Below are 24,483 nucleotides of genomic sequence, written 5' to 3' on the forward strand. Positions count from 1 at the left end.
GTTCTTCACCTCAATCAATAGGGATCGACCGCGTCGCGCAGACCGTCGCCGAGCGCGTTGAACGCGAAGACGGTGACGAGCACGAAGCCGACGGGAGCGAGAATCCAGGGATAGGTGCCGATCACCGAATAGTTGGCGGTGTCCTGCAGCATCAGCCCCCAGGAGATGAGCGGTGGCTTCACGGCAAAACCGAGGAAACCGAGGAAGGATTCGAGCAGCACGACGCTCGGGATATGTAGCGTGACGGCAACGATCACGTGGCTCATCACGTTCGGGAAGATGTGCTGGAAGATGATGCGCCGGTCGGTCGCGCCGACGGCCATCGCCGCGCGCACATAATCGATGCGGGCGAGCGCCAGCGTCTTGCCGCGCACCTCGCGCGACATCTGCGCCCAGCCGAGTGCCGACATGACGACGATGACGAAGGCGAGGAAGACGTTGGTCGGCGCCGTCACCGGGATCAGCGAGGTCAGCGCCAGATAGAGCGGCAGCTGCGGAAAGGCGAGCACGATCTCCACGAAGCGCTGTACCCAGGCATCGAACGAGCCGCCGAAATAGCCGGAAACCATGCCGACGGTGGTACCGATGACCGTGACGATGAAGACGACGGTCAGTGCGATGGTGAGCGAGATGCGCGAGCCGATGATGGCGCGCGAGAGCACGTCACGGCCGAACTTGTCGGTGCCGAGGAAATGCACCGGCTGGCCGTCGACCGAGCCGAAGAAATGGCGGTCGGTCGGGATCAGGCCGAGCAGCCGGTACTCCGACCCCTTGACGAAGAAACCGAGCAGGCGCGGATTGTCATAGTCGGGGCCGACGATCGGCTGGAAGGTCACCGGATCGAGTTCCTCGGATTCACCCAAGGCATAGACCCGCGGCGGATAGGTGAGATTGCCGTCCTTGTCGTGGAAGCTCACCATCTGCGGCGGCGCGAAGCCGGTATCGGTGGCCTTGGGGTCCATCGGCGCGAAGAAATCGGCGAAGACTGCCATCAGGAGCAGCAGGCCGACGAGCACGAGGCCCATCATGCCGGTCCAGGAGCGGCGCAGGCGACGCCAGACGAGCGAAAGATAGCTCTCGTTGCCGGCTGGATGGCCCGTGACGGTCTCTTCGTGCGGCGGCGGGGGAGCGGAATCGAAGGCGAGCATATCAGGCTCCTCCGTACTGGCGGACGCGTGGGTCCAGCATGGCAAGCAGCATGTCGGCGATGATGTTGCCGACGATGAGCGTGGCGGAAAGAACCATCATGAAAGTGGCGGTGACATAGACGTCGCCGATCGCCATGGAGCCGACGATGGCCGGGCCGACAGTCGGCAGCGAGAAGATGATCGCCGTCTCGATTTCGCCGGTCAGCATGTAGGGGAGCACGACGCCCTGGTACATGACGAGCGGGTGTAGTGCGTTTGGCACTGCATGGCGCATCACGACCGCGCTGCCCGACAGACCCTTGGCGCGGGCCGTTTCGACATATTGCGCGTTCAGCGTATCCAGGAGATTGCCGCGCATGACGCGCATGTTGTAGGCGAGGCCGCCGAAGGTGGCGATGGCGACGACTGGCCAGACATGGCTGACGAGGTCGACGAATTTCGCCCAGGACCACGGCGCGCCGCCATATTGCGGCGAGAAGAAGCTGCCGATCTCCGAGACGTTGAACTGGAAGACGAGGAGGTAGACGATGATCAGCGCCATCAGGAAGCGCGGCACCGTCATGCCGAGGAAGGAGACGCCAGAGAGCAGGCTGTCGATCCAGCTGTACTGGCGGGTGGCCGCCCATATGCCGAAGCCGATGCCGAGAACCGACGCGAAGATGTGGCAGACAAGGGCAAGCAGCAGCGTGCGCGGCAGACGCTCGGCCACGACGTCGGCGACCGGCTTGTTGTAGAACATGCTGTAGCCGAAATCACCCTGGGTGATGATGCCCTTGATCCAGGCGAAATACTGGATGACCATCGGCTGATCGAGACCATGGGCAACGCGGTAGGCCTGGGCCTGCGCGTCGGCGGCTTCGAAGGACGCGCCGCTCTGGTTGATCAGCTGGGATCTTATGTAGTCGGCATAGTCGCCCGGCGGAGCCTGGATGATCGCGAAGGTCACGATGCTCAGGATGATCAGGACGGGGATGGCGGACGCTATGCGCACGAGCAGGAAGCGTAACATCGGGCTCGTTTCTCCTTGCTGCCAGTCGCGCCTCTCGGTGCGGCCGGCTTGTTGATCTTGCCCGGCCGCGCATGACGCGCGGCCGGTCCGTTTCTTCGGGAGGAGAACCTTAGTTGATCGGACCTTTTTCGCCGGGCTTGCCGGGCAGCTGCTCAGGGAACAGCTCGTATTTGCCCTGCTTGTCGGCGGCCACCCACAGACGTTCGCGGATGACGCTATCTTCAGCCCAGTTGAACATGAAGATCGGAGTACCAGCCGGCACGTTCGAGAAGCGCTTGTTGATGATCAGCGCACCCGGATATTCCGTGAGCCCGACGGTATCGACGTTCTCGGTCGCGACCTTCTGGTACTGCTTCATCAGCTCGACGCGCTCGTTGTTGTCCTGGCTCGTCTGGAACTTGGTGACGATATCAACGAGCTTTTCTTCGTAGGGCATCAGGTCGACCTTGCCGTCCTTGCCGGCGCGGTGCTGCCAGCTGGTGCGCGGTCCGACTGGCGCGAGCTGCTCGGTGTTCTGCACCACGGAGGCCAGTTCCGGCGAGCTGCGCTGGATCAGCCAGTCGAAACGACCGCCGTAATGCGCGTCGTCACGCTTCGGGCCGTCGAGGGCATTGAGGATGACCTTGACGCCCAGCTTCTCCATCTGGCCGACGACACCCTCGGCGAGGCTCTTGTCGGTTGCATAGCCGTTATTGACCAGCAGCACGATCTCGACGTTCTTGCCGCCTTCGGTCGATGCGGGGAAGTTCACGAAACCGTCGCCGTCGGTATCCTTCAGGCCGACCTTTTCAAGCAGCGCCTTGGCGCCCTTGAGGTCGAAGGGATAGTAGACCACGGAGTTGCGGTCGTAGAAGCTCGTGCCCGAGGAGAGACCACCCGGATAGATCGCCGTGAACGGACCCTTGACCAGCGAGTCGCCGATCGCCTTGCGATCGAGGCCCATGGTGATCGCCTTGCGGAAGTCCTCGTTGCGGTTCAGTTCACGCACCGCCTGGCTGCGGGCATCCGGTTCACCCCAGCCGTTGCCGGAGAGGTTCATGCGCATGTTGTAGCCGATCAGGCGCGGGCCGAAGGCGAGACGGGCCGGTGCCGTCTTTTCGGCGGCGCGCTTCAACGACGCCACGAAGTTTTCCGGCTGCTCCAGGTTTGAGATGTCGCCGGAGCCGGCAACGGCCTGCACGTCGCGGTCCGCCCAGGTGGAGAGCTTGTAGTGCAGCTCGTTGAGGTAAGGCAGCTGATTGCCCTTCTCGTCGACCTTCCAGTAGTAGGGGTTGCGGCGCATCACGATGATATCGTCGGGACGATATTCGACCGGCACCCAGCCGCCCATGACCGGCATGTTCATGTACTCAGGCGGGAAGGCGTTCTTGAACTGGTCGTAGGTGTTCTTCGAATATTTCGGATGCTGGGGCTTCAGGATATGCGACGGGCCCGGGCAGAAGCTCGGATAGGCCATCGTGTAGAGGTACTGCTTCGGGAAGGCTTCCTTGAAAGTCCATTCGACCGTGTAGTCGTCGATCTTCTTCAGCGTGGTTCCCTCGCCGAAGGCCTCGGGCGAGGCGCCGCCGCCGAGCGGCGAGACGTTCGGGTCGATGACCTCGTCTTCCCAATAGAACATGATGTCGTCGGCGTTGAAGGCGACGCCGTCAGACCACTTGGCGCCTTCGATCAGGTGCATGGTCAGCTTGTGGCCGTCCTCGGACCATTCCCAGCTCTTGGCGAGGTTCGGAAGCGGCTCGGTGTCCTTGGCTTCGACCTGGAAGAGCGGCGCGGTGCGCGTCAGGCACTCGGAGAGGCCGATGTCGATGCCGCCCCAGCCCTGCGTCTGGCCGGCGCCGTAGTTCCAGCCTTCCGGCCGGCCGCCGATGACGTGACGCAGCGTATCGCCGTAGACACCGATGCCGTCGACCATGTTTTCGGTCTTGAAGACCAGCGGCTCCTTGGGGAGGCGGTCCTTGACGGGTGGCAGCTTGCCGGTATCGACGAAGTTCTTCTTCACCCAATCCGGCTCGTTATAGGACGGCAGCGCCTTGAATTCCTCGATGGTATCGCGCGCCACATACTTGATCTTGCCTTCCGCCGGAAACTGCGGCGGAACGGGCGGTGTCGTCGGCTCGGAGGCGTAGGCGCTCAAAGCCGAAACGGAGACGCTCAGCGCCAGTCCGGCCAGAACGCCAAGGTTGCGGTAATGTCTCATCGTCTCTCCCTTTTGTATCGGGGCGCTTGTCGGCTGCCCCGGTTCTCCTCAACGATCCGGAAACGGGCTTGCGGCGATGGCGTCCCCTCCTTGGAACGCCATCGCCACCCGTCCTCCGGGAAACTTACACGGCCTGCTTGAGCGCCGCTTTCTCGGCGCGGAGCTCGTCGATCGAGCGGACGTTGCGGCGTGCCGCACCTGCCCATTCACGGGTCTTCACCGTCGATTTTGCAAGACGCTCCTTTGCCGCCGGAACGGCATCGGCGTACTGCGGCAGCCAGCGGGCCTGGGCGACCACCATTTCGTCCACCATCTGCCAGACTTCCTCCGGTGTCGAGACCGCACCGACCAGCGGGTCGTGTAGGACGGCGAGCTTCAGAAGATCGATGTCGCCGCTGATGGCGGCATGCACCGACATGCGCTGGACGTTGATCGAGGCCATGCAGGTCGCAGCACACGCTTCCGGAATGGTGATGCCGGAGACCATGTTGATGCCGAAGCGATCGACGAAGCCGGGCGATTCGATGATCGCATCCGACGGCAGGTTGGTGATCACGCCGTTGTTCTTGAGGTTGAAGTGACCGCGATAGACCCGGCCGGTTTCCAGCGCCTCGAGGATGTGGCTGGCATGCTCGTTGGAGCGCTTGGCCGGATCGATCGGCTTTTCGGCCGAAGCGAGGAACTGCGGGAATTCCGTTTCGAACCAGTTGCGGGTTTCGGTGGAGTGGCGGAGATACCCGCCGGTTTCGCCGTGGATCCAGTCGGACATGTCGATCCACTTGGTGATTTCATCAGGCCGCTTGCGATACCAGGGCAGGTATTCGGACAGGTGGCCGTTGCTCTCCGTCGAATAGACGCCGAAGCGCTTCAAGACGTCGATACGCAGCTTTTCCTGCTGCGAGAAGACAGGATGCGCCTCGAAGGCGGCGACCAGCTCGTCCTTGCCGATCTTGCGGCCGTTGAGCTTCAGATCGACGAACCAGGTCTGGTGATTGATGCCCGAGCAGATGTAGTCGAGCTCGGAGACCGACTTGGCGCCAAGAACTTCGGCGATCTGTTCGGCGCCGTGCTGGACGCCGTGGCAGAGACCGACGGTATCGACCTTGCCGTATTCGATCGCGGCCCAGGTGTTCATCGCCATCGGGTTCGCGTAGTTCAGGAACTTGGCGCCCGGTTCGGCAACCTCGCGGATATCCTTGCAGAAGTCGAGGATGACGGGGATGTTGCGCTGGCCGTAGAGAATGCCGCCGGCGCAGATCGTGTCACCGACGCACTGGTCGATGCCGTATTTCAGCGGAATGCGGATATCGTCGGCATAGGCTTCGAGGCCGCCGACGCGCACGCAGCTGATGACATAGCGCGCGCCGGTCAGCGCCTCGCGACGGTTGGTCGTCGCCGTCACCTTGGTCGGCAGCTTGTTCGATGCAACAATCGTGTCGAGGATCTGCTTGATCATCTGCAGATTGTGCTCGCTCATGTCGGTGAGCGCGAATTCGATGTCCCGGAATTCCGGAACGCACAGAATGTCGGTGAACAGCTTTTTCGTGAAGCCGACGCTGCCTGCGCCGATGATAGCGATTTTGAAACTCATGATCCTAGCCTCGATGCGATTAAAATGCCGGGATTGGATAACAGGAAGAAGAATAGGCCGCGGGCTTGCGTCCGACGCCGAAAAAGGCCAGAAATCCGGCTTATTCTCCTCCCCGCCACTCCATAAGCCCGGCGGTGTTCTCTCTCTTGGGGCGGATTATGCGTAAAAAAATCGGGGCCGCCAGAGAAGGATTATGCTTTCATGGGTAATTCTGTGCTGCAGGATTTGATCGACCGCGGACCGTCCATGCGCACGGTTTCGCTGCCGCGCGGCCGACAATCCCTGCACACCATGCCGACAAGCACCGGTTACGAGGTTCGCGAGAATGCCACCTATGACTGGGACGGCCGAAAGCGCGGGCAGACGCCTTTTACCGTATTGCAGCATACGATCAGCGGCGCGGGCAATCTGCGCTACGAGAATCGCGAGCTCAAGGTGAAGGAGGGCGAGACGCTGCTGGTACTGGTTCCGCACAATCACCGCTACTGGCTGGAGGATGGCGACCGCTGGGAGTTCTTCTGGATTTCGATGAACGGCGAGGAGGCGCTGCGCATCCATCGCTCTATCCTGGCCGTCACCGGCCCGATCCTCAAGCTGCAGCCGCAGACGATCGAGCATCTTGCCGATTGCAGCCTGCGACTTATCACCGGCGGCGAGACGCCGGGGCTGGCATCGTCGATCGCCTATGAGGCCGCGATGGCGCTCTATGACGACGTGTTCGGTTCGCATCCCGTGTTCAGCGAGGAATACCGGACGATGCAGCACGTGATCGATTACATCACCGACAATCTGGAGAGACCACTGCCGGTGGAAGACCTTGCAAGGGTGGCCGGCCTCAGCCGCGCGCACTTCTCGCGAATGTTCGCCGCCAACGAAGGCCTGCCGCCGGCGGAATACGTGCTGCAGAAACGGCTGAAGCGCGCCGTGAAGCTTTTGACGAAGACCGCCCACATGCCGGTAAAGGAGGTGGCGATCCGCTCCGGCTTCGAGGATGCCAACTACTTCTCCAAGGTCTTCCGTCGCGTCTACGGCACCAATCCGACGGAATTCCGCACCACGGGCATGTATGCCAGCGTCGGCAAGCCGCGCTGACGGCTACTCCGACAACAACCGTTCCATTCAGGATGGCAGCTATGCAGCGCTGTGTATTGGCCTGCGGCGCGGATGACGCTAAGTCGCGCCCGGGAGGTTAGACAGAATGGAGCCTCCGATGGAATTCAACCCGCCTCCCGGCATGGAACTCACCCTGCGCACGCTGGCAATGCCGGCCGATGCCAATCCCGCCGGCGATATCTTCGGCGGCTGGGTGATGTCGCAGATGGACCTCGCGGCTTTCGTTCGCGCCAACGACATCGCCAAGGGCCGCACCGTCACCGTCGCGGTGCACGAGATCGTCTTCAAGAAACCGGTCAAGATCGGCGATACGCTGTGCGTCTATACCGCGATCGAAAAGGTCGGACGCACCTCGATCACGCTGCGCGTCGAAGCCTGGACCCGCCGGCACTACGAGACCTCGCGCGAGAAGGTGACGGATGCCGTTTTCGTCATGGTGGCGGTGGACGACGACGGCAAGCCGCGCCCGATTCCCGCGGACTGAGAGGGCGGCGAAACGGGCGGCCGCTGAACGCATGCCGCCCGGAATCTAAAAAAATCGCCCGCGCATTTTCCCCGCAGCCGAAACCTGCGCCTACACTGATCGCGTCCCGTCATCGGATACACCGGCAGGCGTGCCGGCGAGGCGGGATCGGCGCGGGGCGTGAGGGTAGGACGCGAAACCTCATGCTCCGGGTCCGAGAAAATGGTCTCCCTCCGGGGCTGGCGGAATATCGCGCTTACGCGCGCTGTCCGTCGGATTGCCCTGGACGTGCCTGTGAGGCACACAACGTCGTCGCGAAGGCTTGGAAGGCGGCTGCAGAGGGACCGGAGTTCGGGCATAAACCGCCGAACGGGGTGCTGGAAGGCACCATATTTACTTACTCAATCGAGGTGATTTCCAGCACCCCGTCCGAGTGAAGTGCCGTGCATGGTGGAACCACGGGTCCTTGGGCGGCGTGGGGTTTTGGTGTGTTTGTGGGGATGCGGTGTGGGAAGTGAATGATCGAGAGGTTTTGCCGTGGAACACCCCCCTCTGCCTGCCGGCATCTCCCCCCACAGGTGGGGGAGAAGACTCGTGGCCCGCTCACAGTCCTGGCTCGACAGCGCCACGGGTTAAGCCCTCCCCCTTGTGGGGAGGGTTGGGAGGGGTCTTTATCCTACGCGCTCACATCGAACGTTTACAAAAACCTGACCTGAGCGATTTCCAGCTTGTTGGGGGAGATGTCCGGCAGGACAGAGAGGGCGCCCCACGGCATCACAATCAGGTTGGCGGGCCAACCATCCCCCTCAAGACGCCGGCGTGAACCGTGCCACCAGCGCATGGCGGTCGCCGGGGTAGGTGAAGCGGACGTGGGTGACGGGGCCGGTGTTGCTCCAGGTGCGGCGCTCGACGACGAGGCAGGCGGTGTTGCGCGGGATGTCGAGGGCCGCGGCTTCGTCGGTTCCGGCGGCGATGGCATGGATGCGGTGCTCTGCGGCACTCCAGGGGATCTGCTCGATCAACCAGGCGCCCGGCGCGATCACCGAGAAATCGGCAGCGGCGGCTTCGGGCACGGTGGCGAGGCTGATCAGGCGCTCCTCGAGGCAGAAGGGTCGCCCGCCGGCCAGGTGCACGCAGGTGGCCTCCAGCATCGGGGAAGCCTGTTCCACCTCCAGCCGCCGGACATCGTCCGCCTTGGCCCTGCGCTCGACCCGCTTGGAAAGCGTGAAGGCGTAGGGCAGGCCGAGCGACTGGACCTCGGTCTTGATGTCGTGGATCTCAAGCACCGCCGATTGCGCCTGCGGTCGGGTGACGAAGCTGCCGGACTTGCGGCGGCGCTCGATCAGGCCGGCCTTGGCCAGCTGCGTCAGCACCTTGTTCACCGTCATGCGCGAGCAGTCATACTGCTTGGTAAGCTCGAGCTCGAAGGGAATCCGGTGTCCCGGCGGCCACTCGCCGGAGACGATGCGTCCTTCGATGTCGTTGAGGATCCGCTGGTGCAAGGTTTCGTCCCTGCTCTTTGTCATCGTAACGCTCCGGTTTCGCTTTCCGCTCTAGCCGGAATGCGGGACGCAGAAAAGCCCTCAGGCCGCCAGCAGTTCGCCCATAGCCTTGAGAAAACGTCGGTTGATCGCCTTCCGGCCGACATGGCGGCCGCCCTCGACCTGCTTGCGACCGAGCGCCCAGACGCTGTCGATGCCGATGCCATCGGCGAAGATCCAGTGGTCGAGAAGCTGGTCGCCGGAGAGGTAGGGAACCGCCGAGGTGTCGAGCGCGACGATATCGGCGTTGTGTCCGACCGCAAGCCCGCCCGGCGCCCTCAGCGCCGCGCCGCTGCCTGAGATCGCCTGGTCGAACAGCATGCGTCCGGTCGAGCCCCCGGGGGCTGCGACGACGTTGCGGGCCTGACGTGCCAGACGCTGCGAATATTCCAGTTGCCGCAATTCGCCGGGCAGCGAGATCGACACGTTGGAATCCGAGCCGACGCCGTAGCGTCCACCCTCTTCGAGAAACAGCGGCGCCCGGAAGGTGCCGTCGCCGAGATTGGCTTCGGTGATCGGGCAGAGGCCGGCGATCGCGCCGCGCCGCGCCATCTCGCGTGTCTCCTCGTCGGTCATGTGGGTGGCATGGATCAGGCACCAGCGGCCGTCAACCGGGGCATTCGCCAGCAGCCACTCGACGGGCCGGGCGCCGGACCAGGCGATGCAGTCCTCGACCTCCTTCACCTGCTCGGCGACATGGATGTGGATGGGCCCGTCGCCGGTCATCGGCACGAGTTCCCGCAGTTCTTCCGGTGTCGTCGCCCTCAGACTATGCGGCGCAAGCCCGAGCTCTGCGCCATCGAGCCCATCCGTCACCTTGCGGCAGCCGTCCATCAGTCGCGCAAAGCTGTCGAGCGAGTTGATGAAGCGGCGCTGTCCGTCGATCGGCGCGGCCCCGCCGAAGCCGGAATGGGCGTAGAAGACCGGCAGCAGCGTCAGCCCGATGCCGGCTGCAGCGCTCGCCGCGCCGATCCGCCCGGCGAGTTCGGCGATATCGGCATAGGGCCGGCCGTCCCTGTCGTGATGCAGGTAATGAAATTCGCCGACACGGGAGAAGCCGGCCTCCAGCATCTCCATGTAGAGCTGCGCCGCCACCGCCTCGACGTGATCAGGCGTCATCGACAGCGCGAACTTGTACATGACCGTGCGCCAACTCCAGAAGCTGTCGCTGGCCGGACCCCGCACTTCCGCAAGGCCGGCCATGGCGCGCTGGAAGGCGTGACTGTGAAGGTTCCCCATGGCCGGAACGAGCGTATGATGGCGTTCGTCGGCGGGATTGGCGGCAGCGCCTTTCTCCACCGAGGCGATGCGGCCGTCTGTTATCGTCAGGCGCACGTCGACCTGCCACCCCTGCGGCAGCAGTGCCGCGCCCGCGTGTAGTGTGGTCGCAACCGTTCGGGGCATGGCGGTTTTTCTCCTCTTCGGCGCCGGCTCTCTTTACTCCCGAGAAAGGCGCGCAAATTTCTTCTTGTCAGGCATTTATTATGTATATACATGTTTGCACATAAGGAAAGGCGCAAAGCTGATGAACGGGAACAATATTTCGCAGCATGAGCCCTCCGGGCAAGCCAGACCGCACTTGTGGCGCAACGCGCGGCTGGCAACCCTCGATCCGGCCAAAGCCGGTCTCGGCGTTGTCGAAAAAGGGGCCGTTGTCGTCGAGGACGGTCACATCACCTTTGCCGGTTCCGAGGCCGAGCTGCCGGCCCTGGCCATCGAGCGGGCCGAGATCACCGATCTGGAAGGCCGCTGGATCACGCCCGGCCTCATCGACTGCCACACGCACATTGTTCACGGCGGCAACCGCGCCCGTGAATTCGAGATGCGGCTCGAAGGCGCCACCTATGAAGAGGTGGCAAGGGCAGGGGGCGGCATCGTCTCCTCGGTCACGGCCACCAACGCGCTCGACGTCGAGGGGCTGGTCGAGGCGAGCCTGCCGCGGCTCGACACGCTGCTTGCCGAAGGCGTCACGACGATCGAAATCAAGTCGGGTTATGGGCTGAGCATCGAGGGCGAGTTGAAGATGCTGCGTGCCGCGCGCCAGCTCGGGCGCATCCGCCCGGTTCGCATCGTCACCTCCTATCTCGGGGCCCACGCCACGCCGGTCGAGTACAAGGGCCGCAACAGCAGCTACATCACCGATATCGTGCTTCCGGCTCTGGAACAGGCCTGCGCGGAAGACCTCGTCGATGCGGTCGATGGCTTCTGCGAGGGCATCGCCTTCTCAACTGTCGAGATCGCCCGTGTCTTCGACCGCGCCCGGCAGCTTGGTCTGCCCGTCAAGCTTCATGCCGAGCAGCTCTCCAATCTCGGCGGCGCCCGGCTTGCCGCCTCCTATGGCGCTCTGTCGGCCGATCACCTCGAATATCTCGACACCGAAGGGGTGGCCGCCATGGCGGCGGCGGGCACGGTGGCGGTGTTGCTGCCCGGCGCCTTCTACGCCATCAATGAGCAGCAGAAGCCACCGGTCGCTGAACTGCGCGAAGCCGGCGTTCCCATCGCCATCGCCACCGACTGCAATCCCGGCACCTCTCCACTGACCTCGCTGCTGCTCACCATGAACATGTCGGCCACCCTGTTCGGTCTCACGGTCGAGGAATGCATCAAAGGCGCCACCCGAGAGGGTGCGCGCGCCCTTGGCCTCATCGGCGAGACCGGCACGCTCGAAGCCGGCAAGTCGGCCGATTTCGCCATCTGGGATGTCGAGAGCCTTGCCGAACTCGTCTACCGCATCGGCTTCAACCCGCTTCATGCACACGTCTTCAAGGGCGAAAGGATCGACCGTTGACCATCACTCTTCACCCCGGCTCCGTATCGCTCAAGGATCTGGAAACGATCTACTGGACCGGCGAACCATCAGTGCTCGACCGCTCCTTCGACGCCGGCATCAACAAGGCCGCAGCCCGCATCGCAGAAATCGCCGCCGGGAACGCGCCTGTTTACGGCATCAACACCGGCTTCGGAAAACTCGCCTCGATCAAGATCGACAGCGCCGACGTGGCGACACTGCAGCGCAACCTCATCCTGTCGCATTGCTGCGGCGTCGGCGCGCCGCTCAATGAAAACATCGTGCGGCTGATCATGGCCCTGAAACTCGTCTCGCTCGGCCGCGGTGCCTCCGGCGTGCGGCTGGAGCTTGTGCGGCTGATCGAGGGGATGCTGGAAAAAGGCGTCATCCCCGTCATTCCCGAAAAAGGCTCCGTCGGCGCCTCCGGCGATCTCGCGCCGCTGGCGCACATGGCCGCCGTGATGATGGGCGAGGCCGAGGCCTTCTACAAGGGCGAGCGTCTCTCCGGCGCCGCCGCACTCGACAAGGCCGGTCTGACGCCGGTGGTGCTCGCCGCCAAGGAAGGCCTGGCGCTGATCAACGGCACCCAGACCTCGACCGCGCTGGCGCTCGCCGGCCTGTTCCGCGCCCACCGCGCCGCCCAGGCGGCCTTGATCACCGGCGCCATGTCCACTGATGCCGCCATGGGATCATCCGCCCCGTTCCACCCTGATATCCACACGCTGCGCGGCCACAAGGGCCAGATCGACACCGCCGCCGCCCTGCGCGCGTTGCTCGACAATTCCGTCATCCGCCAGAGCCATATCGAGGGCGATGAGCGCGTTCAGGATCCCTACTGCATCCGCTGCCAGCCGCAGGTGGACGGCGCCTGCCTCGACCTGCTGCGCTCGGTGGCCCGCACGCTGGAGATCGAGGCCAATGCGGTGACCGACAACCCGCTGGTGCTCTCGGACAATTCCGTCGTTTCCGGCGGCAATTTCCACGCCGAACCGGTCGCCTTCGCCGCCGACCAGATCGCCCTCGCGGTCTGCGAGATCGGCGCCATCTCCCAGCGCCGCATTGCGCTGCTCGTCGATCCGGCGCTCTCCTACGGCCTGCCGGCGTTCCTCGCCAAGAAGCCCGGTCTCAACTCCGGCCTGATGATCGCCGAAGTCACCTCGGCGGCGCTGATGTCGGAAAACAAGCAGATGTCGCATCCAGCCTCGGTCGACAGCACACCAACCTCGGCCAACCAGGAAGACCACGTCTCCATGGCCTGCCACGGCGCCCGCCGGTTGTTGCCGATGACCGACAACCTGTTCTCTATCATCGGCATCGAGGCGCTGACGGCGGCCCAGGGTGTGGAATTCCGCGCACCGCTTGCCACCAGCCCGGAACTTTCGAGCGCCATCGCAGCAATCCGCGCCGTGGTGCCGACGCTGGAGGTTGACCGCTACATGGCAGATGATCTGCAGGCGGCGAGCGATCTGGTGGCCTCGGGTGGGCTGAATGCGGCGGTGTCGTCGGGCATTCTGCCGGTGCTGGAGAGGTGATGGTGATGATGAATATCGAGTTCTGGAGTTCAAACCCCTCCCCAACCCCTCCCCACAAGGGGGAGGGGCTCGATGTTGCGGCCGGCCTTTCCGTTGCGGCAGGAATCTCGAACGTCGAGTTGGCGGATAACGCTCAGGGGTCGCCCCAGGTTAGCCCCTCCCCCTTGTGGGGAGGGGTTGGGGAGGGGTCTTCGCGATGATCACCCACGAAACCCACCAGGGCACATCCCCCATCATCCTCGGCTTCCCCCACACCGGCACCGACGTGCCGCCTGCCATATGGGACCGCCTGAACGACAACGGCAGGCTGCTCGCCGACACCGACTGGCACATCCACGATCTCTATGACGGCCTCATCGATGGCGTGACCACCGTCCGCGCCACCTTCCACCGCTACGTCATCGACGCCAACCGCGATCCGTCGGGCACCAGCCTCTATCCCGGCCAGAACACCACCGGCCTCGTGCCTGAAACGGATTTCGACGGCCTGTCGATCTGGAAGGAAGGCGCCGCACCCAACGAAGCCGATATCACTGAACGCCTGCGCGATTTCCACGCGCCCTATCACGCGGCGCTTGCAGGCGAGATCGAGCGGGTGAAGGCCATCCACGGCGTCGCCATCCTCTACGACTGCCATTCGATCCGCTCGCACATCCCCTTCCTGTTCAACGGCAAGCTGCCGGATTTCAATATCGGCACCGACATGGGCAAGACCTGCGACCATGCGATCGAGCAAGCGGTTGTCGCGGCGACCGCCTCGGCCACCGGTTACGACAGCATTCTCAACGGCCGCTTCAAGGGCGGTTGGACGACCCGGCATTATGGACGGCCGGAGACGGGCGTGCATGCGATCCAGATGGAGCTCGCGCAATCCACGCATCTTGCAACCGAAAAGCCGCCCTTCGCCTACGACACCGCCAAGGCCGACCGGCTGCGCGTCCACCTGAAAGACATCCTGGAGCGCATCGCCGAGATCGCGCCCAGCCTCAAGCAGCAAGCCTGAAACAACATCCAACCCGGACAAGGGGAACCGCAATGACCACCAATCCACGCCACAACATTCGCGAAATTCGTGCCCCTCGTGGCCCCGAGCTCAACGCCAAGAGCTGGATGACCGAAGCGCCTCTGCGCATGCTGATGAACAATCTCGACCCCGACGTCGCCGAAAACCCGCACGAGCTGGTCGTCTATGGCGGCATCGGCCGCGCCGCCCGCACCTGGGCCGATTTCGACCAGATCGTCGCGACGCTGAAGACGCTGACGGAGGAAGAGACGCTGCTCATCCAATCCGGCAAGCCGGTCGGCGTGTTCCGCACCCACAAGGATGCGCCGCGCGTCTTGATCGCCAACTCCAACCTGGTGCCGCATTGGGCGACCTGGGACCATTTCAACGAGCTGGATAAGAAGGGTCTTGCCATGTACGGCCAGATGACCGCCGGCTCGTGGATCTATATCGGCACGCAGGGTATTGTGCAGGGTACCTACGAGACCTTCGTCGAAGCCGGCCGCCAGCACTATGGTGGCGACCTCAAGGGCAAGTGGATCCTGACCGGCGGCCTCGGCGGCATGGGCGGCGCGCAGCCGCTGGCAGCCGTCATGGCCGGCGCCTGCTGCCTCGCCGTGGAGAGTGACGAGACCCGCATCGATTTTCGTCTTCGCACCCGCTATGTCGACGAGAAGGCATCGAGCCTCGATGAAGCGCTCGCCCTGATCGACAAGTGGACCAAGGCGGGGGAGGCCAAGTCCGTTGGCCTGCTCGGCAACGCGGCCGAGATCTTCCCGGAACTCGTGCGCCGCATGAAGGCCGGCGGCCCGCGCCCCGATATCGTCACCGACCAGACCTCGGCGCATGATCCGCTCAATGGTTACCTGCCGATCGGCTGGACCGTCGCCGAGCACAAGGCCAAGCGCGAAAGCGACCCGAAGGCCGTCGAGGCCGCCGCCCGCGCCTCGATGAAGCAACACGTCGAAGCCATGGTTGCCTTCTGGGATGCCGGCGTGCCGACGCTCGATTACGGCAACAACATCCGCCAGGTCGCCAAGGATGAGGGCCTGGAAAATGCCTTCGCCTTCCCGGGCTTCGTGCCGGCCTATATCCGCCCGCTGTTTTGCCGCGGCATCGGCCCGTTCCGCTGGGCAGCGCTTTCGGGCGATCCTGAGGATATCTACAAGACCGACGCCAAGGTGAAAGAACTGCTGCCCGACAACAAGCACCTGCACAACTGGCTCGACATGGCCCGCGAGCGCATCTCCTTCCAGGGCTTGCCGGCGCGCATTTGCTGGGTCGGCTTGGGCGATCGTCACCGCCTGGCGCTTGCTTTCAACGAGATGGTCAAGAACGGCGAACTCTCGGCCCCCGTCGTCATCGGCCGCGACCATCTCGACTCGGGCTCGGTCGCCTCGCCGAACCGCGAGACGGAAGCGATGCAGGACGGCTCGGACGCCGTGTCCGACTGGCCGCTCCTCAACGCGCTCCTCAACACCGCATCCGGCGCCACCTGGGTGTCGCTGCACCACGGCGGCGGCGTCGGCATGGGCTTCAGCCAGCATTCGGGCGTCGTCATCTGCGCCGATGGCTCCGACGATGCGGCAAAGCGCCTGGAACGCGTTCTCTGGAACGACCCGGCGACCGGCGTCATGCGCCACGCCGATGCCGGCTACGACATCGCCATCGATTGCGCCAAGGAGAAGGGCCTGCGGCTGCCGGGGATATTGGGGAACTGAGCCTACACGAGACGGATAGGGCCGCCGTATTTCGCGACGGTCTTATCCACCGTTATCAGGGAAAGACCTTCTGAAAAGGATTGCGCGACAAGAACCCGATCGAAAGGATCCTTGTGAATATGAGGAAGCCCCATCACCGCCAGAGCATGTTTGCCCAGCAATGGAAGCTCTTCATAGCCGTTCGCTAATAGATTGGTTCTAAGCTTTTCCGGATTGACTTCGAAATCGGTAAATCGCTTAAGAGATGCCTTGATCGCGATTTCCCAGATACTGATCGTGGAAAAGAAGATCTTGTTGTCCATGTCTTCAATCAGCTCGCGCGCCTTCGCCGGGAGGCGCCACGAAACTCCTGTCATCCAAAGCAGGATATGCGTATCGACGAGAAGTTTCATAGGTCTTTGAACTTGTCGGGATTGCCGTAGAACATCTCTTCGATTTCTTCGGCCATCATCGTATCAAAGTCATCCGGCACCTTAATCTGGCCATCCATGAAACCGATACGACGCTTTTTTGGCAGATCCGATTCAATCGGCACAACCTTTCCAATCGGCTTGCCGGCCTTGGCGATGATGAAAGACTCGCCGTTGGCAACACGCTCCATCAGCCGAGACAAATGCGTCTTCGCTTCATGAATGTTCACGGTTTCCACCATCATCAGCCTCCATTAGACTTAGTCCACTAAACTTAGTTTACTCCCCTCCCTTTTGCAACCTCCGGAGATTCCATGCCCCGCGCCACAATCCTGACCGCCACTAGCTACCGCCGCATGCCGTGGAAGAACGGCGGCGGGGAGACGGTGGAGATCGCGATTTCTCCAGAGGGAGCGGCTCTTTCCGCGTTCGACTGGCGGATCAGCATGGCGACGGTAGCGACCGACGGGCCGTTTTCGATTTTCCCCGAAATCGATCGGACGCTCTCGGTTCTCGATGGCGAAGGGATGTCGCTTGCGATCAACGGCCGCGCGCCTGTACTGCTGACCCAAACGAGCGATCCGCTGGCGTTTCCCGCCGACGTCGCTGTGTCGGCGACGCTCAAATCCGGGCCGATCACCGATCTCAATGTCATGACGCGACGTGGCGGCTGGCGGCACCGGGTTGAGCGCATCGTCATCGATGGCGCGGTCACGTTGGGCGGCGCGGCCGGCACGCTGCTCGTGTTTTGCCATCGCGGCGCGCTGGATATTGCCATGCCCGACGGCCAGGCGTCGCTGGCTGAAGGCGACACGCTGCTGCTGCGGGACGCAGCAGGCATGTCGCTCGAGATGGATGGCCGGGCGCTCTGCTACCTTATCACCATGGATGCCGCCTGACGCGGCAGCTACCGACAAGCCGCAATCGTCCGCACGGCAAATCACCCGCAAAACAATATTGTCACCATAGTCTATAAAATAGATAGTTTTATCTGTGTGGCGATCATGGCCCGCCTTAGTGTTTTCCCGTCGAAACACGTTGAGCCGACGCACAAGCGCGGCATCTGGGGGCGAAACATGAATATCAAGGGCATTATCGCGGGACTTACACTTGGCGTGGCTGCGGTGGCCGCGCCGTTCCTCGCGCAGGCAGCCGACAAGAAAGTCGTCGTTGCCTACCAGACGGACGCGCTGCCGTCGTCGGTCGCCATCGCCAACGGCGAGTTCGCCAAGGCGACGGGCTATGACATCGACTTTCGCAAGTTCAATTCCGGCGCCGAAATCTTCGCAGCAATCGCCTCGGGCGATGTGCAGGTCGGCTATGTCGGCTCCAGCCCGTTCGCGGCCGCCACCTCGCGCGGCCTTGCGGTCAAGGCCTTCTACCTCTCCTCGATCTCCGGCATCGACGAGGCGCTGGTCGTCCGTGACGGTTCGGGGATCTCCTCGCTCGACGACCTGGGGCAAGAAGCTGGCGGCAGCCCCCGTCTCCACCGATCACTACCAGCTACTGGCGCTGATCAAATCGCTCGGCCTCAGCGAGAAGGACGTACAGGTCTTCGCCATCCCGCAGCCCGAGATCGTCGCCAGCTACAATCGTGGCGATATCGACGGCGGCTTCGTCTGGGATCCGGCGCTGACCGAACTGAAGAAGAAGGGCAAGGTGCTCGTCACCTCGAAGGACGTTGCCGACAAGGGCGCGCCGACCTTCTCGGCCTGGGTCGCGGCCTCGAAATTCGCCGATGAGAACCCTGCATTTCTGAAGGGCTTCGCCGGCGTCATCAACACCTATTACGCCTCCTTCGCCAAGGACAAGAAGGCTTGGGATGCCGACAGCGAGAATGCCAAGCTGCTCGCCAAGACGCTCGGCGGCACGCCTGAACAGCAGGCGGCGGCGCTGAAGAACCTGACGCTTCTGACGCCCGACATCCAGGCATCCGACGCATGGCTCGGCGGCGGTGAAAAGGCCGGTGCGGCCAAGATCCTCAAGGATACCGCGACCTTCCTGAAGGAGCAGGGCAAGGTCAGCGAAGTGCTCCCGAGCTACGCTGCCTTCGTGACCGCGGATGCGCTGGCCAATCCGAGCAACTGAGCCGATGTCGGCAACGACGCTGGCGCGACACCGCGCCGGCGTCCTCATTTCAGAAAGACCACCATGCTCAAAGTCGATCACGCGAGCGTCTATTTCCAGACACGAGACGGCCGGACGGTTCACGCGCTCGACCGCGTCTCGCTCGCCATTCCCGAAAACAGCTTCGTCGTGGCGCTCGGCGCCTCCGGCTGCGGCAAGTCCACGCTGCTCAACGCCATCGCCGGCTTCCTGCCGCTGTCGGAGGGCGCGATCACGCTGGACGGGCGGCCCGTCACCTCGCCGGGCGCCGATCGCGGCGTCGTGTTCCAGAAGGACACGCTGCTCCCCTGGAAGACGGTGATCGACAATGTCGCCCTCGGCCTGAAATTCGCCGGTGTGCCAAGAAATGCCCGCCGCGAGCGCGCCGAGCAATTGTTGCACCTGGTCGGGCTCAAGGATTTCGCGGCCGCCTTCCCCTATGAGCTCTCCGGCGGCATGCGCCAGCGGGTCGGCATTGCCAGAGCGCTCGCCACCGAGCCCGCCGTGCTATTGATGGACGAGCCCTTCGGCGCGCTCGACAGCCTCACCCGCGAACAGATGCAGGAGCTGCTGGTGTCGATCTGGAAGGAGACGCATACCCGCATCTTCTTCATCACCCACTCGATCGAGGAGGCGCTGTTTCTCGGCACCCAGGTCGTGGTGATGTCGCCGCGCCCGGGCCGCATCGTTGCCCGCTTCGACCTCGATTTCGTTCGTCGCTTCGCCGAGACCGGTGATGCCAGGGCGGTGAAGACATCGCCGGAGTTCGCCAATCTGCGCGAGGAAATTCGAGACATCCTGCATGGGTCGGAAGAGCTGAGGAGTGCCGCCGAATGAGCGATTTCACCGAAACCGGCCGCGTCGTCATCGGCTCGCCTGCGGAACAGCCGAAACTCGTCAAGATGAAAGGCTTCGGCGCCGGCGAAAAGCCGACCGTGCTGATCAGCATCGCAACCGCGCTCGTGCTTCTCGCCGCCTGGTGGCTCGTGGCAAAACTGGCGCTGGTGCCGCATCTCTTCCTGCCGACGCCACAGGAGGTCTGGACGCAGGTGGGGGCGATCTACAATGACGGCTATGCCGGCGCCTCGCTCTATGAGCATGTGTCCGCAAGCCTTTTCCGCATCGTCACCGCTGCCGCCATCGCGACGGTCGTCGGCATTCCCGTCGGCCTGCTGATGGGCTTGAACCGATGGGTCAAGGGCGTGCTGGATACGCCGATCGAATTCTACTGGCCGCTGCCGCCGCTTGCCTATCTGCCGCTGATGATCATCTGGCTCGGCATCGGCGAGACTTCCAAGGTGACGCTGCTGGTGCTTGCCATGTTCGCGCCGATCTGCCTTTCGGCGCAGGCCGGTGTCCGCTCGCTGCCGATCGAGCGCGTCAACGCCGCCCGGTCGCTTGGCGCCCGGCCCTGGCAGATTCTCGTTAGCATCGTGTTGCCCTCGGCGCTGCCGGAGATCCTGACGGGGCTGAGGATCGCGCTCGGCATCGGCTGGGGCACGCTGGTGGCCGCTGAGCTGATCGCCTCGACGCGAGGGATCGGCTACATGATCATGTCGGCGTCGCAGTTTCTGGCCACCGACGTCGTCTTCGTCGGCATCGGCATCATCGCCGCCTGCGCCTTCTCCTTCAGCGCCGCCATCCGCATCCTGGAAGCCGTGCTCGTGCCGTGGAAGGGGAAAAGCTAGAAGCAGTGGCGATGCAGTTTGCGAGCGCCACCGCGATCGGCTTGGCTACGCCTTGAACTTGGCTTCCAGCACGTCGAGCATGTCGAAGGCCGTGAGGATGTTGCCAAACAGGTAATCCGCGGATGGCAGCTCCATCTTTTCGCCCTTGAGGTTGGCGAAGGTCGGCAGCGCCTTGAGCTTTTCGCTCATCGCGCCCGGACCCTTGGCGCCCTCGTCCTCAAGAAGCAGGATGAAATCGGCCTCCAGAAGATCGAGCCGTTCGAGGCTGATGTTGATGAAGCCGTCATTGCTGGTGATCTGCTGCTGCGGGGGTGCGCGGAAGCCCACATCCTTCAGCACGCTCCAGGTGAACGAGGTGTCCTGCAGCATGTAGCGCACGAGATTGGTGCGAACACGGGCAATCGTCGCCGTTCCGATATTGCCGCTGATCGCTTGGCGCACCTGACCGACGCGCTCGTCGTATTTCGCCAGGAGGTCTGTCGCCTGCGTCTGACGACCGGTGGCACTCGCAATCGTCGTAAGCGTCTTGCGCCAGTCCTTGGGCTGCACGTCGATGAGCACGGTGGGTGCGATCTGACTGTAGCGATCGTACATGCCCTGCAGATCGGGGATGTCGTCGTTGCTCATCAGGATGAGGTCGGGCTCGAGCGTTAGCACCGTTTCGAAATTGGGCTCCCCCGACGATCCGATGTAGCCGAGATCGGCCGGCAGACGCTCGGCGACTCCCTTCGCGAAACCGCCCGTGAAGTTCGGCCGGGATGCGCCGACAGGTGTAATTCCGAGCGCGACGGTCGGCTGCAGCACGTCGTCGCCATCCGATACGACCACCCGCTTCGGCGATTTCGGCACCTGCACCGGACCAAACATGCCATCCACGGTGATCGTCTCTTCCTGGGCCAGCACCGGGCCGGCCGCAAGCAGCAGCGATGCGGCAATGATCTCGCGTCGTGTCAGTCGCAGCGACAATGTCTTATCCTTTCGTTGTCCTGTCGGAATTGTCATGCAGTCCGCGCGGCACCACCAGCGGCGTGCCGACGACCGGATCCTCGATGATGATGCTGTCGAGGCCGAACACCTCGCGGACCAGCGACTCGGTCACGATGTCGGCGGGCTTGCCCTCGGCGATGGCGCGGCCGCCGCGCATGGCAATCATGTGGGTGGCGTGGCGGCAGGCCTGGTTGAGGTCGTGCAGCACGGCGGCGATCGTGTAGCCGCGCTCGCGGTTGAGCCGCTCCAGCAGAAGCATCAGCTCCATCTGGTGGGCGATATCGAGGAAGGTGGTCGGTTCGTCGAGCAGCAGAAGCGGGGTCTCCTGCGCCAGCACCATGGCAATCCAGGCCCGCTGACGCTGGCCGCCAGACAATTCGTTGACGCGGCGGCCGGCGAGATCGTTCATGCCGGTGGCTTCGATCGCCGAGGCCACAGCCTGTTCGTCGGCACGGCTCCACTGGCGTAGCAGGTTCTGGTGTGGGTAGCGGCCACAGGCAACGAGTTCGGTGACTGTAATGCCGTCGGGCGCCACCGAGCTCTGCGGCATGAGGCCGACGCTGCGGGCGAACTCCTTGCCCGGGATGCTCGAAATCGCGCGGCCGTCGAGCAGGACGTCGCCCCGGCCGGGCATCAGCAGCCGCGACAGGGCTTGCAGCAGCGTGGATTTTCCACAGGCATTGGGTCCCACGATCGCGGTGAAGGACCCTGATGGAACCGTCACGGACAAATCCCGCGCGATGACGGACTTGCCGTATGCGAGTTCGACGGACTGCGCCTCGAGACGGGGAGCGGTTTGAAGGTTCACGCGCGACGTGCCTCCCTGATGATCAGCCAAAGGAAATAGGTGCCGCCGATGCACAGCGTCACGACGCCGACGGGGAGCTGGGTGGGCGCGAAGCCGTGCTGCGCGACGTAATCGGCACTCGACAGCAATACGGCGCCGGTTGCCATGGATGCGGCAAGCGAGGTGCCCGCCGTGCGGGTGATCGCATGGGCGATCGGTGGCGAAGCCAGCGCGACGAAGGGAATGGGGCCGGCAACCGCCGTCACGAGCGCGGTGGCGACGATGGCGAGCGCCATCAGCGCCAGCCGCGCCGCTTCGACCGGCACACCAAGCGCCTTGGCGCGGCTGTCGCCCATCTCCATGAGGCGCAGCGGCCGCGAGAGCATGAGCGCCAGGAGGATGACCGGAATGGCCAGCCACAGGATCAGCGACAGCTGCTGGCCGGTGATCTTGGCGAGCGACCCCATGCCCCAGGTGCTGGCGGCCATTGCCGTCGACAGCGACGATTTGAGCAGGATCCAGTGGTTGGCCGAGGTCAGCATGGCGCTGATGCCGATGCCCACGACAATCAGCTGAAATCCCTGGATACCCTTGCGCCAGGTGAGCAGGTAGACCACGAGTGCAGTGACAAGGCCGCCGGCTATGGCGCTGCCGGCGAGCACCAGCCAGCTGCCGCCGGCAAAGGTGATCGCCAGGATGGCGCCGGTATAGGCGCCTGCGTCGAAGCCGACAATATCGGGGCTGCCGAGCGGATTGCGGGTGACCGATTGAAAGACCGCGCCGCCCAGCCCCAGCAGGGCGCCGAGGATGGCGGCGCCGGCGGCCCGCGGCATGCGCCAGTCCAGCACGACCATGCGGACGCGGCGCTCGCCGCCACCCGTCATCACGTTCAGGACGTCGAGAACGGGAACGTGCATCTGCCCGCTGACGAGGGCGGCGATCATGATGGCGGCGGCAAGCGCGAAAAGCGCGGAGCATGTGATGAGCAGACGCCTGTCGATCAGCAAGGCGAGCCGTTCGCCGGGCGCACGGAGGATGATGCGTCGCCGGGAAAAGGAGGAATGCAGGCTCATAGCGCGCTGACCTTTCGCGTGCGGACCAGCCAGACGAGAACGGGGGCGCCGATGAAGGCGGTGACGATTCCCACCTGGATCTCGGCGGGACGCATGCTGAAACGGCCAAGGATATCGGCGCCCAGCAGGACGATAGGTGCGAGAAGAAGCGTGTAGGAAAAAATCCAGCGCTGATCGGTGCCGGCGATCCATCGCGCCGCGTATGGAACCATCAGCCCGATGAAGCCCAGCGGCCCGGCCGCCGCTGTCGCTGCACCGGTCAGCAGCATGACAGCGAGGACGACCACCGCGCGGGCACCGCCGATGCCGGCGCCCAGCGACCGGGCCTGATCGTCTCCGAGTGCCACGACATTGAGAACCGGTGCCGATATCATCGCCAGCACGATGCCGATGACGATGAACGGTGCGGTGACCGCAAGATTGTCGTAACCGGTGACTGCCAGCGAACCGACCTCCCAGTTGAGCATATGATCGAACGTATTCGGGTCGAGAAAGATCAGCGTTGAGGTGAGGCCGCGCAGCACCGAACCGATAGCCACTCCGGCCAGCGTCAGACGCAAAGGCGTGGCGCCGGCGCGTCCACCCATGGCTGCCAGATAGACGGCGATGGCCGCAAGCCCGGTGCCGGCGAAGGAGAACCAGATCAGCGAAAGGGGATGGGTGATGCCCAGGAGCCCGATGGCGACGACCATAGCAAATGCCGCGCCGGCGTTGATCCCCAGCACGCCGGGATCGGCCAGCGGGTTGCGGGTCAACGCCTGCATCAGCGCACCGGATAACGCAAAGGCGATACCTGCCATGACGCCGAGCAGTGTCCGGGGAAGGCGAAGCGACCAGATGGTCTCGCTATCCGTGGTGCTGCCCGGAGAGATGAATGCGGAGACGACGTCACTAAGCGGTATCGTTCGCGCGCCGACCGCCAGGGAGAGACAGACAACGAAAGCGAGAGCGCCGGCTGCGATCACCAGGCCGAGGACGCGACCGCTTCGACTGCCTATCCTTTCGGTTCTTGCTGCAAATGTGGTATCCGCCGGAGAGTGGGCGCTCATGAAACCTATCGCTGGTCCTTCACGAGATCGCCTCCCTTCGATCTATTGCTGACAAATTGTGTCAGCTTTTGACCATCTGAGGTCATTGAAGTCAATTCGTTATTCAGTGAAAGCTCGATCAGGAGATCGTGAACGACCGCACTCGGCGAGCGGGATACCCGCGATCGCCGGTGATTTAATCTACTAATTTTGTAGAAAATTCGTTGCGAAATGATCCATGCGAATTTAAATGATACGATCGGTCTTCCGCAGTAGGATGGGACCGACCGGAACATGG

General features: G+C 63.6%; 21 protein-coding genes and 1 pseudogene. 10 read left to right on the top strand and 12 right to left on the bottom strand.

The window, feature by feature from the left end; all coding sequences use genetic code 11:
* Positions 1 to 14: 14 nt before the first annotated feature.
* From QTL95_RS05965 to QTL95_RS05980, 4 genes are all read right to left on the bottom strand, one after another.
* On the bottom strand, positions 15 to 1,148 hold the full coding sequence (locus tag QTL95_RS05965; protein WP_289719048.1) for an ABC transporter permease: 1,134 nt from the start codon (positions 1,146 to 1,148) through the stop codon (positions 15 to 17).
* A 1-nt stretch (position 1,149) separates the two neighbouring features.
* Positions 1,150 to 2,157, bottom strand: coding sequence for an ABC transporter permease (locus tag QTL95_RS05970; RefSeq protein WP_289719049.1), 1,008 nt, complete (start codon positions 2,155 to 2,157; stop codon positions 1,150 to 1,152).
* A 109-nt stretch (positions 2,158 to 2,266) separates the two neighbouring features.
* The gene (locus QTL95_RS05975) at positions 2,267 to 4,354 is read right to left on the bottom strand and encodes an ABC transporter substrate-binding protein (protein ID WP_289719050.1); all 2,088 of its coding nucleotides are present in this window, start codon (positions 4,352 to 4,354) and stop codon (positions 2,267 to 2,269) included.
* 124 nt (positions 4,355 to 4,478) lie between these two features.
* Positions 4,479 to 5,945 (bottom strand): alpha-glucosidase/alpha-galactosidase, encoded by a 1,467-nt coding sequence (locus QTL95_RS05980; RefSeq protein ID WP_289719051.1) that lies wholly within the window; start codon positions 5,943 to 5,945, stop codon positions 4,479 to 4,481.
* Between the two features lie 201 nt (positions 5,946 to 6,146).
* On the opposite strand from QTL95_RS05980, the gene QTL95_RS05985 reads away from it, so the two are divergent.
* Both QTL95_RS05985 and QTL95_RS05990 read left to right on the top strand, forming a co-directional pair.
* Complete coding sequence (locus tag QTL95_RS05985; RefSeq protein ID WP_289719052.1) at positions 6,147 to 7,037, top strand: AraC family transcriptional regulator; 891 nt, start codon at positions 6,147 to 6,149, stop codon at positions 7,035 to 7,037.
* 118 nt (positions 7,038 to 7,155) lie between these two features.
* Positions 7,156 to 7,542, top strand: a complete 387-nt coding sequence (locus QTL95_RS05990) for an acyl-CoA thioesterase (RefSeq protein ID WP_289719053.1) — start codon at positions 7,156 to 7,158, stop codon at positions 7,540 to 7,542.
* 785 nt (positions 7,543 to 8,327) lie between these two features.
* Here the strand turns inward: QTL95_RS05990 and hutC are convergent.
* Both hutC and QTL95_RS06000 read right to left on the bottom strand, forming a co-directional pair.
* On the bottom strand, positions 8,328 to 9,047 hold the full coding sequence (gene hutC / locus QTL95_RS05995; RefSeq protein WP_289719054.1) for a histidine utilization repressor: 720 nt from the start codon (positions 9,045 to 9,047) through the stop codon (positions 8,328 to 8,330).
* A 57-nt stretch (positions 9,048 to 9,104) separates the two neighbouring features.
* Positions 9,105 to 10,466 (bottom strand): formimidoylglutamate deiminase, encoded by a 1,362-nt coding sequence (locus QTL95_RS06000; protein WP_289719055.1) that lies wholly within the window; start codon positions 10,464 to 10,466, stop codon positions 9,105 to 9,107.
* Positions 10,467 to 10,587: 121 nt separating this feature from the next.
* Between QTL95_RS06000 and hutI the strand changes: the two genes are divergently transcribed.
* From hutI to hutU, 4 genes are all read left to right on the top strand, one after another.
* Entirely contained in the window at positions 10,588 to 11,850 is a 1,263-nt protein-coding gene (gene hutI, locus QTL95_RS06005) for an imidazolonepropionase (protein ID WP_289719056.1), read from the top strand.
* Entirely contained in the window at positions 11,847 to 13,382 is a 1,536-nt protein-coding gene (hutH, locus tag QTL95_RS06010; protein ID WP_289719057.1) for a histidine ammonia-lyase, read from the top strand. Before hutI ends, hutH begins: the two co-directional genes overlap by 4 nt.
* A gap of 196 nt (positions 13,383 to 13,578) precedes the next feature.
* The gene (gene hutG / locus QTL95_RS06015; protein WP_289719058.1) at positions 13,579 to 14,385 is read left to right on the top strand and encodes an N-formylglutamate deformylase; all 807 of its coding nucleotides are present in this window, start codon (positions 13,579 to 13,581) and stop codon (positions 14,383 to 14,385) included.
* Between the two features lie 32 nt (positions 14,386 to 14,417).
* The gene (hutU, locus tag QTL95_RS06020) at positions 14,418 to 16,106 is read left to right on the top strand and encodes a urocanate hydratase (RefSeq protein ID WP_289719059.1); all 1,689 of its coding nucleotides are present in this window, start codon (positions 14,418 to 14,420) and stop codon (positions 16,104 to 16,106) included.
* A 2-nt stretch (positions 16,107 to 16,108) separates the two neighbouring features.
* On the opposite strand, the gene QTL95_RS06025 is transcribed toward hutU, so the two are convergent.
* Together QTL95_RS06025 and QTL95_RS06030 are read right to left on the bottom strand one after the other, a co-directional pair.
* Positions 16,109 to 16,498 (bottom strand): type II toxin-antitoxin system VapC family toxin, encoded by a 390-nt coding sequence (locus tag QTL95_RS06025; protein ID WP_289719060.1) that lies wholly within the window; start codon positions 16,496 to 16,498, stop codon positions 16,109 to 16,111.
* Positions 16,495 to 16,755 carry a type II toxin-antitoxin system Phd/YefM family antitoxin gene (locus QTL95_RS06030; protein WP_289719201.1) on the bottom strand — a complete coding sequence of 87 codons (261 nt, stop codon included), beginning with the start codon at positions 16,753 to 16,755 and terminating at the stop codon, positions 16,495 to 16,497. The genes QTL95_RS06025 and QTL95_RS06030 overlap by 4 nt, the downstream gene beginning before the upstream one ends.
* A 75-nt stretch (positions 16,756 to 16,830) precedes the next feature.
* Between QTL95_RS06030 and QTL95_RS06035 the strand changes: the two genes are divergently transcribed.
* The 4 genes and pseudogenes from QTL95_RS06035 to QTL95_RS06050 all read left to right on the top strand — a co-directional run bounded on the left by QTL95_RS06035 (position 16,831) and on the right by QTL95_RS06050 (position 20,310).
* Positions 16,831 to 17,415 (top strand): HutD/Ves family protein, encoded by a 585-nt coding sequence (locus tag QTL95_RS06035; protein WP_289719061.1) that lies wholly within the window; start codon positions 16,831 to 16,833, stop codon positions 17,413 to 17,415.
* A gap of 177 nt (positions 17,416 to 17,592) precedes the next feature.
* A pseudogene (gene tauA, locus QTL95_RS06040) lies at positions 17,593 to 18,604 on the top strand (taurine ABC transporter substrate-binding protein).
* Between the two features lie 63 nt (positions 18,605 to 18,667).
* Positions 18,668 to 19,459, top strand: coding sequence for a taurine ABC transporter ATP-binding protein (locus QTL95_RS06045; RefSeq protein ID WP_289719062.1), 792 nt, complete (start codon positions 18,668 to 18,670; stop codon positions 19,457 to 19,459).
* On the top strand, positions 19,456 to 20,310 hold the full coding sequence (locus tag QTL95_RS06050) for an ABC transporter permease subunit (RefSeq protein WP_289719063.1): 855 nt from the start codon (positions 19,456 to 19,458) through the stop codon (positions 20,308 to 20,310). The genes QTL95_RS06045 and QTL95_RS06050 overlap by 4 nt, the downstream gene beginning before the upstream one ends.
* 45 nt (positions 20,311 to 20,355) lie before the next feature.
* On the opposite strand, the gene QTL95_RS06055 is transcribed toward QTL95_RS06050, so the two are convergent.
* Genes QTL95_RS06055 through QTL95_RS06070 form a run of 4 tightly spaced genes read right to left on the bottom strand, consistent with a single transcriptional unit; the run spans position 20,356 to position 24,206 of the window.
* Positions 20,356 to 21,276 carry an iron-siderophore ABC transporter substrate-binding protein gene (locus QTL95_RS06055; protein WP_289719064.1) on the bottom strand — a complete coding sequence of 307 codons (921 nt, stop codon included), beginning with the start codon at positions 21,274 to 21,276 and terminating at the stop codon, positions 20,356 to 20,358.
* A 4-nt stretch (positions 21,277 to 21,280) separates the two neighbouring features.
* Positions 21,281 to 22,105, bottom strand: a complete 825-nt coding sequence (locus QTL95_RS06060; RefSeq protein WP_289719065.1) for an ABC transporter ATP-binding protein — start codon at positions 22,103 to 22,105, stop codon at positions 21,281 to 21,283.
* Positions 22,102 to 23,157: a FecCD family ABC transporter permease gene (locus QTL95_RS06065; protein WP_289719066.1), complete on the bottom strand. Its 1,056-nt coding sequence runs from the start codon at positions 23,155 to 23,157 to the stop codon at positions 22,102 to 22,104. Before QTL95_RS06065 ends, QTL95_RS06060 begins: the two co-directional genes overlap by 4 nt.
* Positions 23,154 to 24,206: a FecCD family ABC transporter permease gene (locus tag QTL95_RS06070; protein ID WP_289719067.1), complete on the bottom strand. Its 1,053-nt coding sequence runs from the start codon at positions 24,204 to 24,206 to the stop codon at positions 23,154 to 23,156. The genes QTL95_RS06065 and QTL95_RS06070 overlap by 4 nt, the downstream gene beginning before the upstream one ends.
* Positions 24,207 to 24,483: the final 277 nt, after the last annotated feature.

It is taken from the genome of Rhizobium sp. S152 (assembly GCF_030380735.1).
Lineage (GTDB): Bacteria > Pseudomonadota > Alphaproteobacteria > Rhizobiales > Rhizobiaceae > Rhizobium.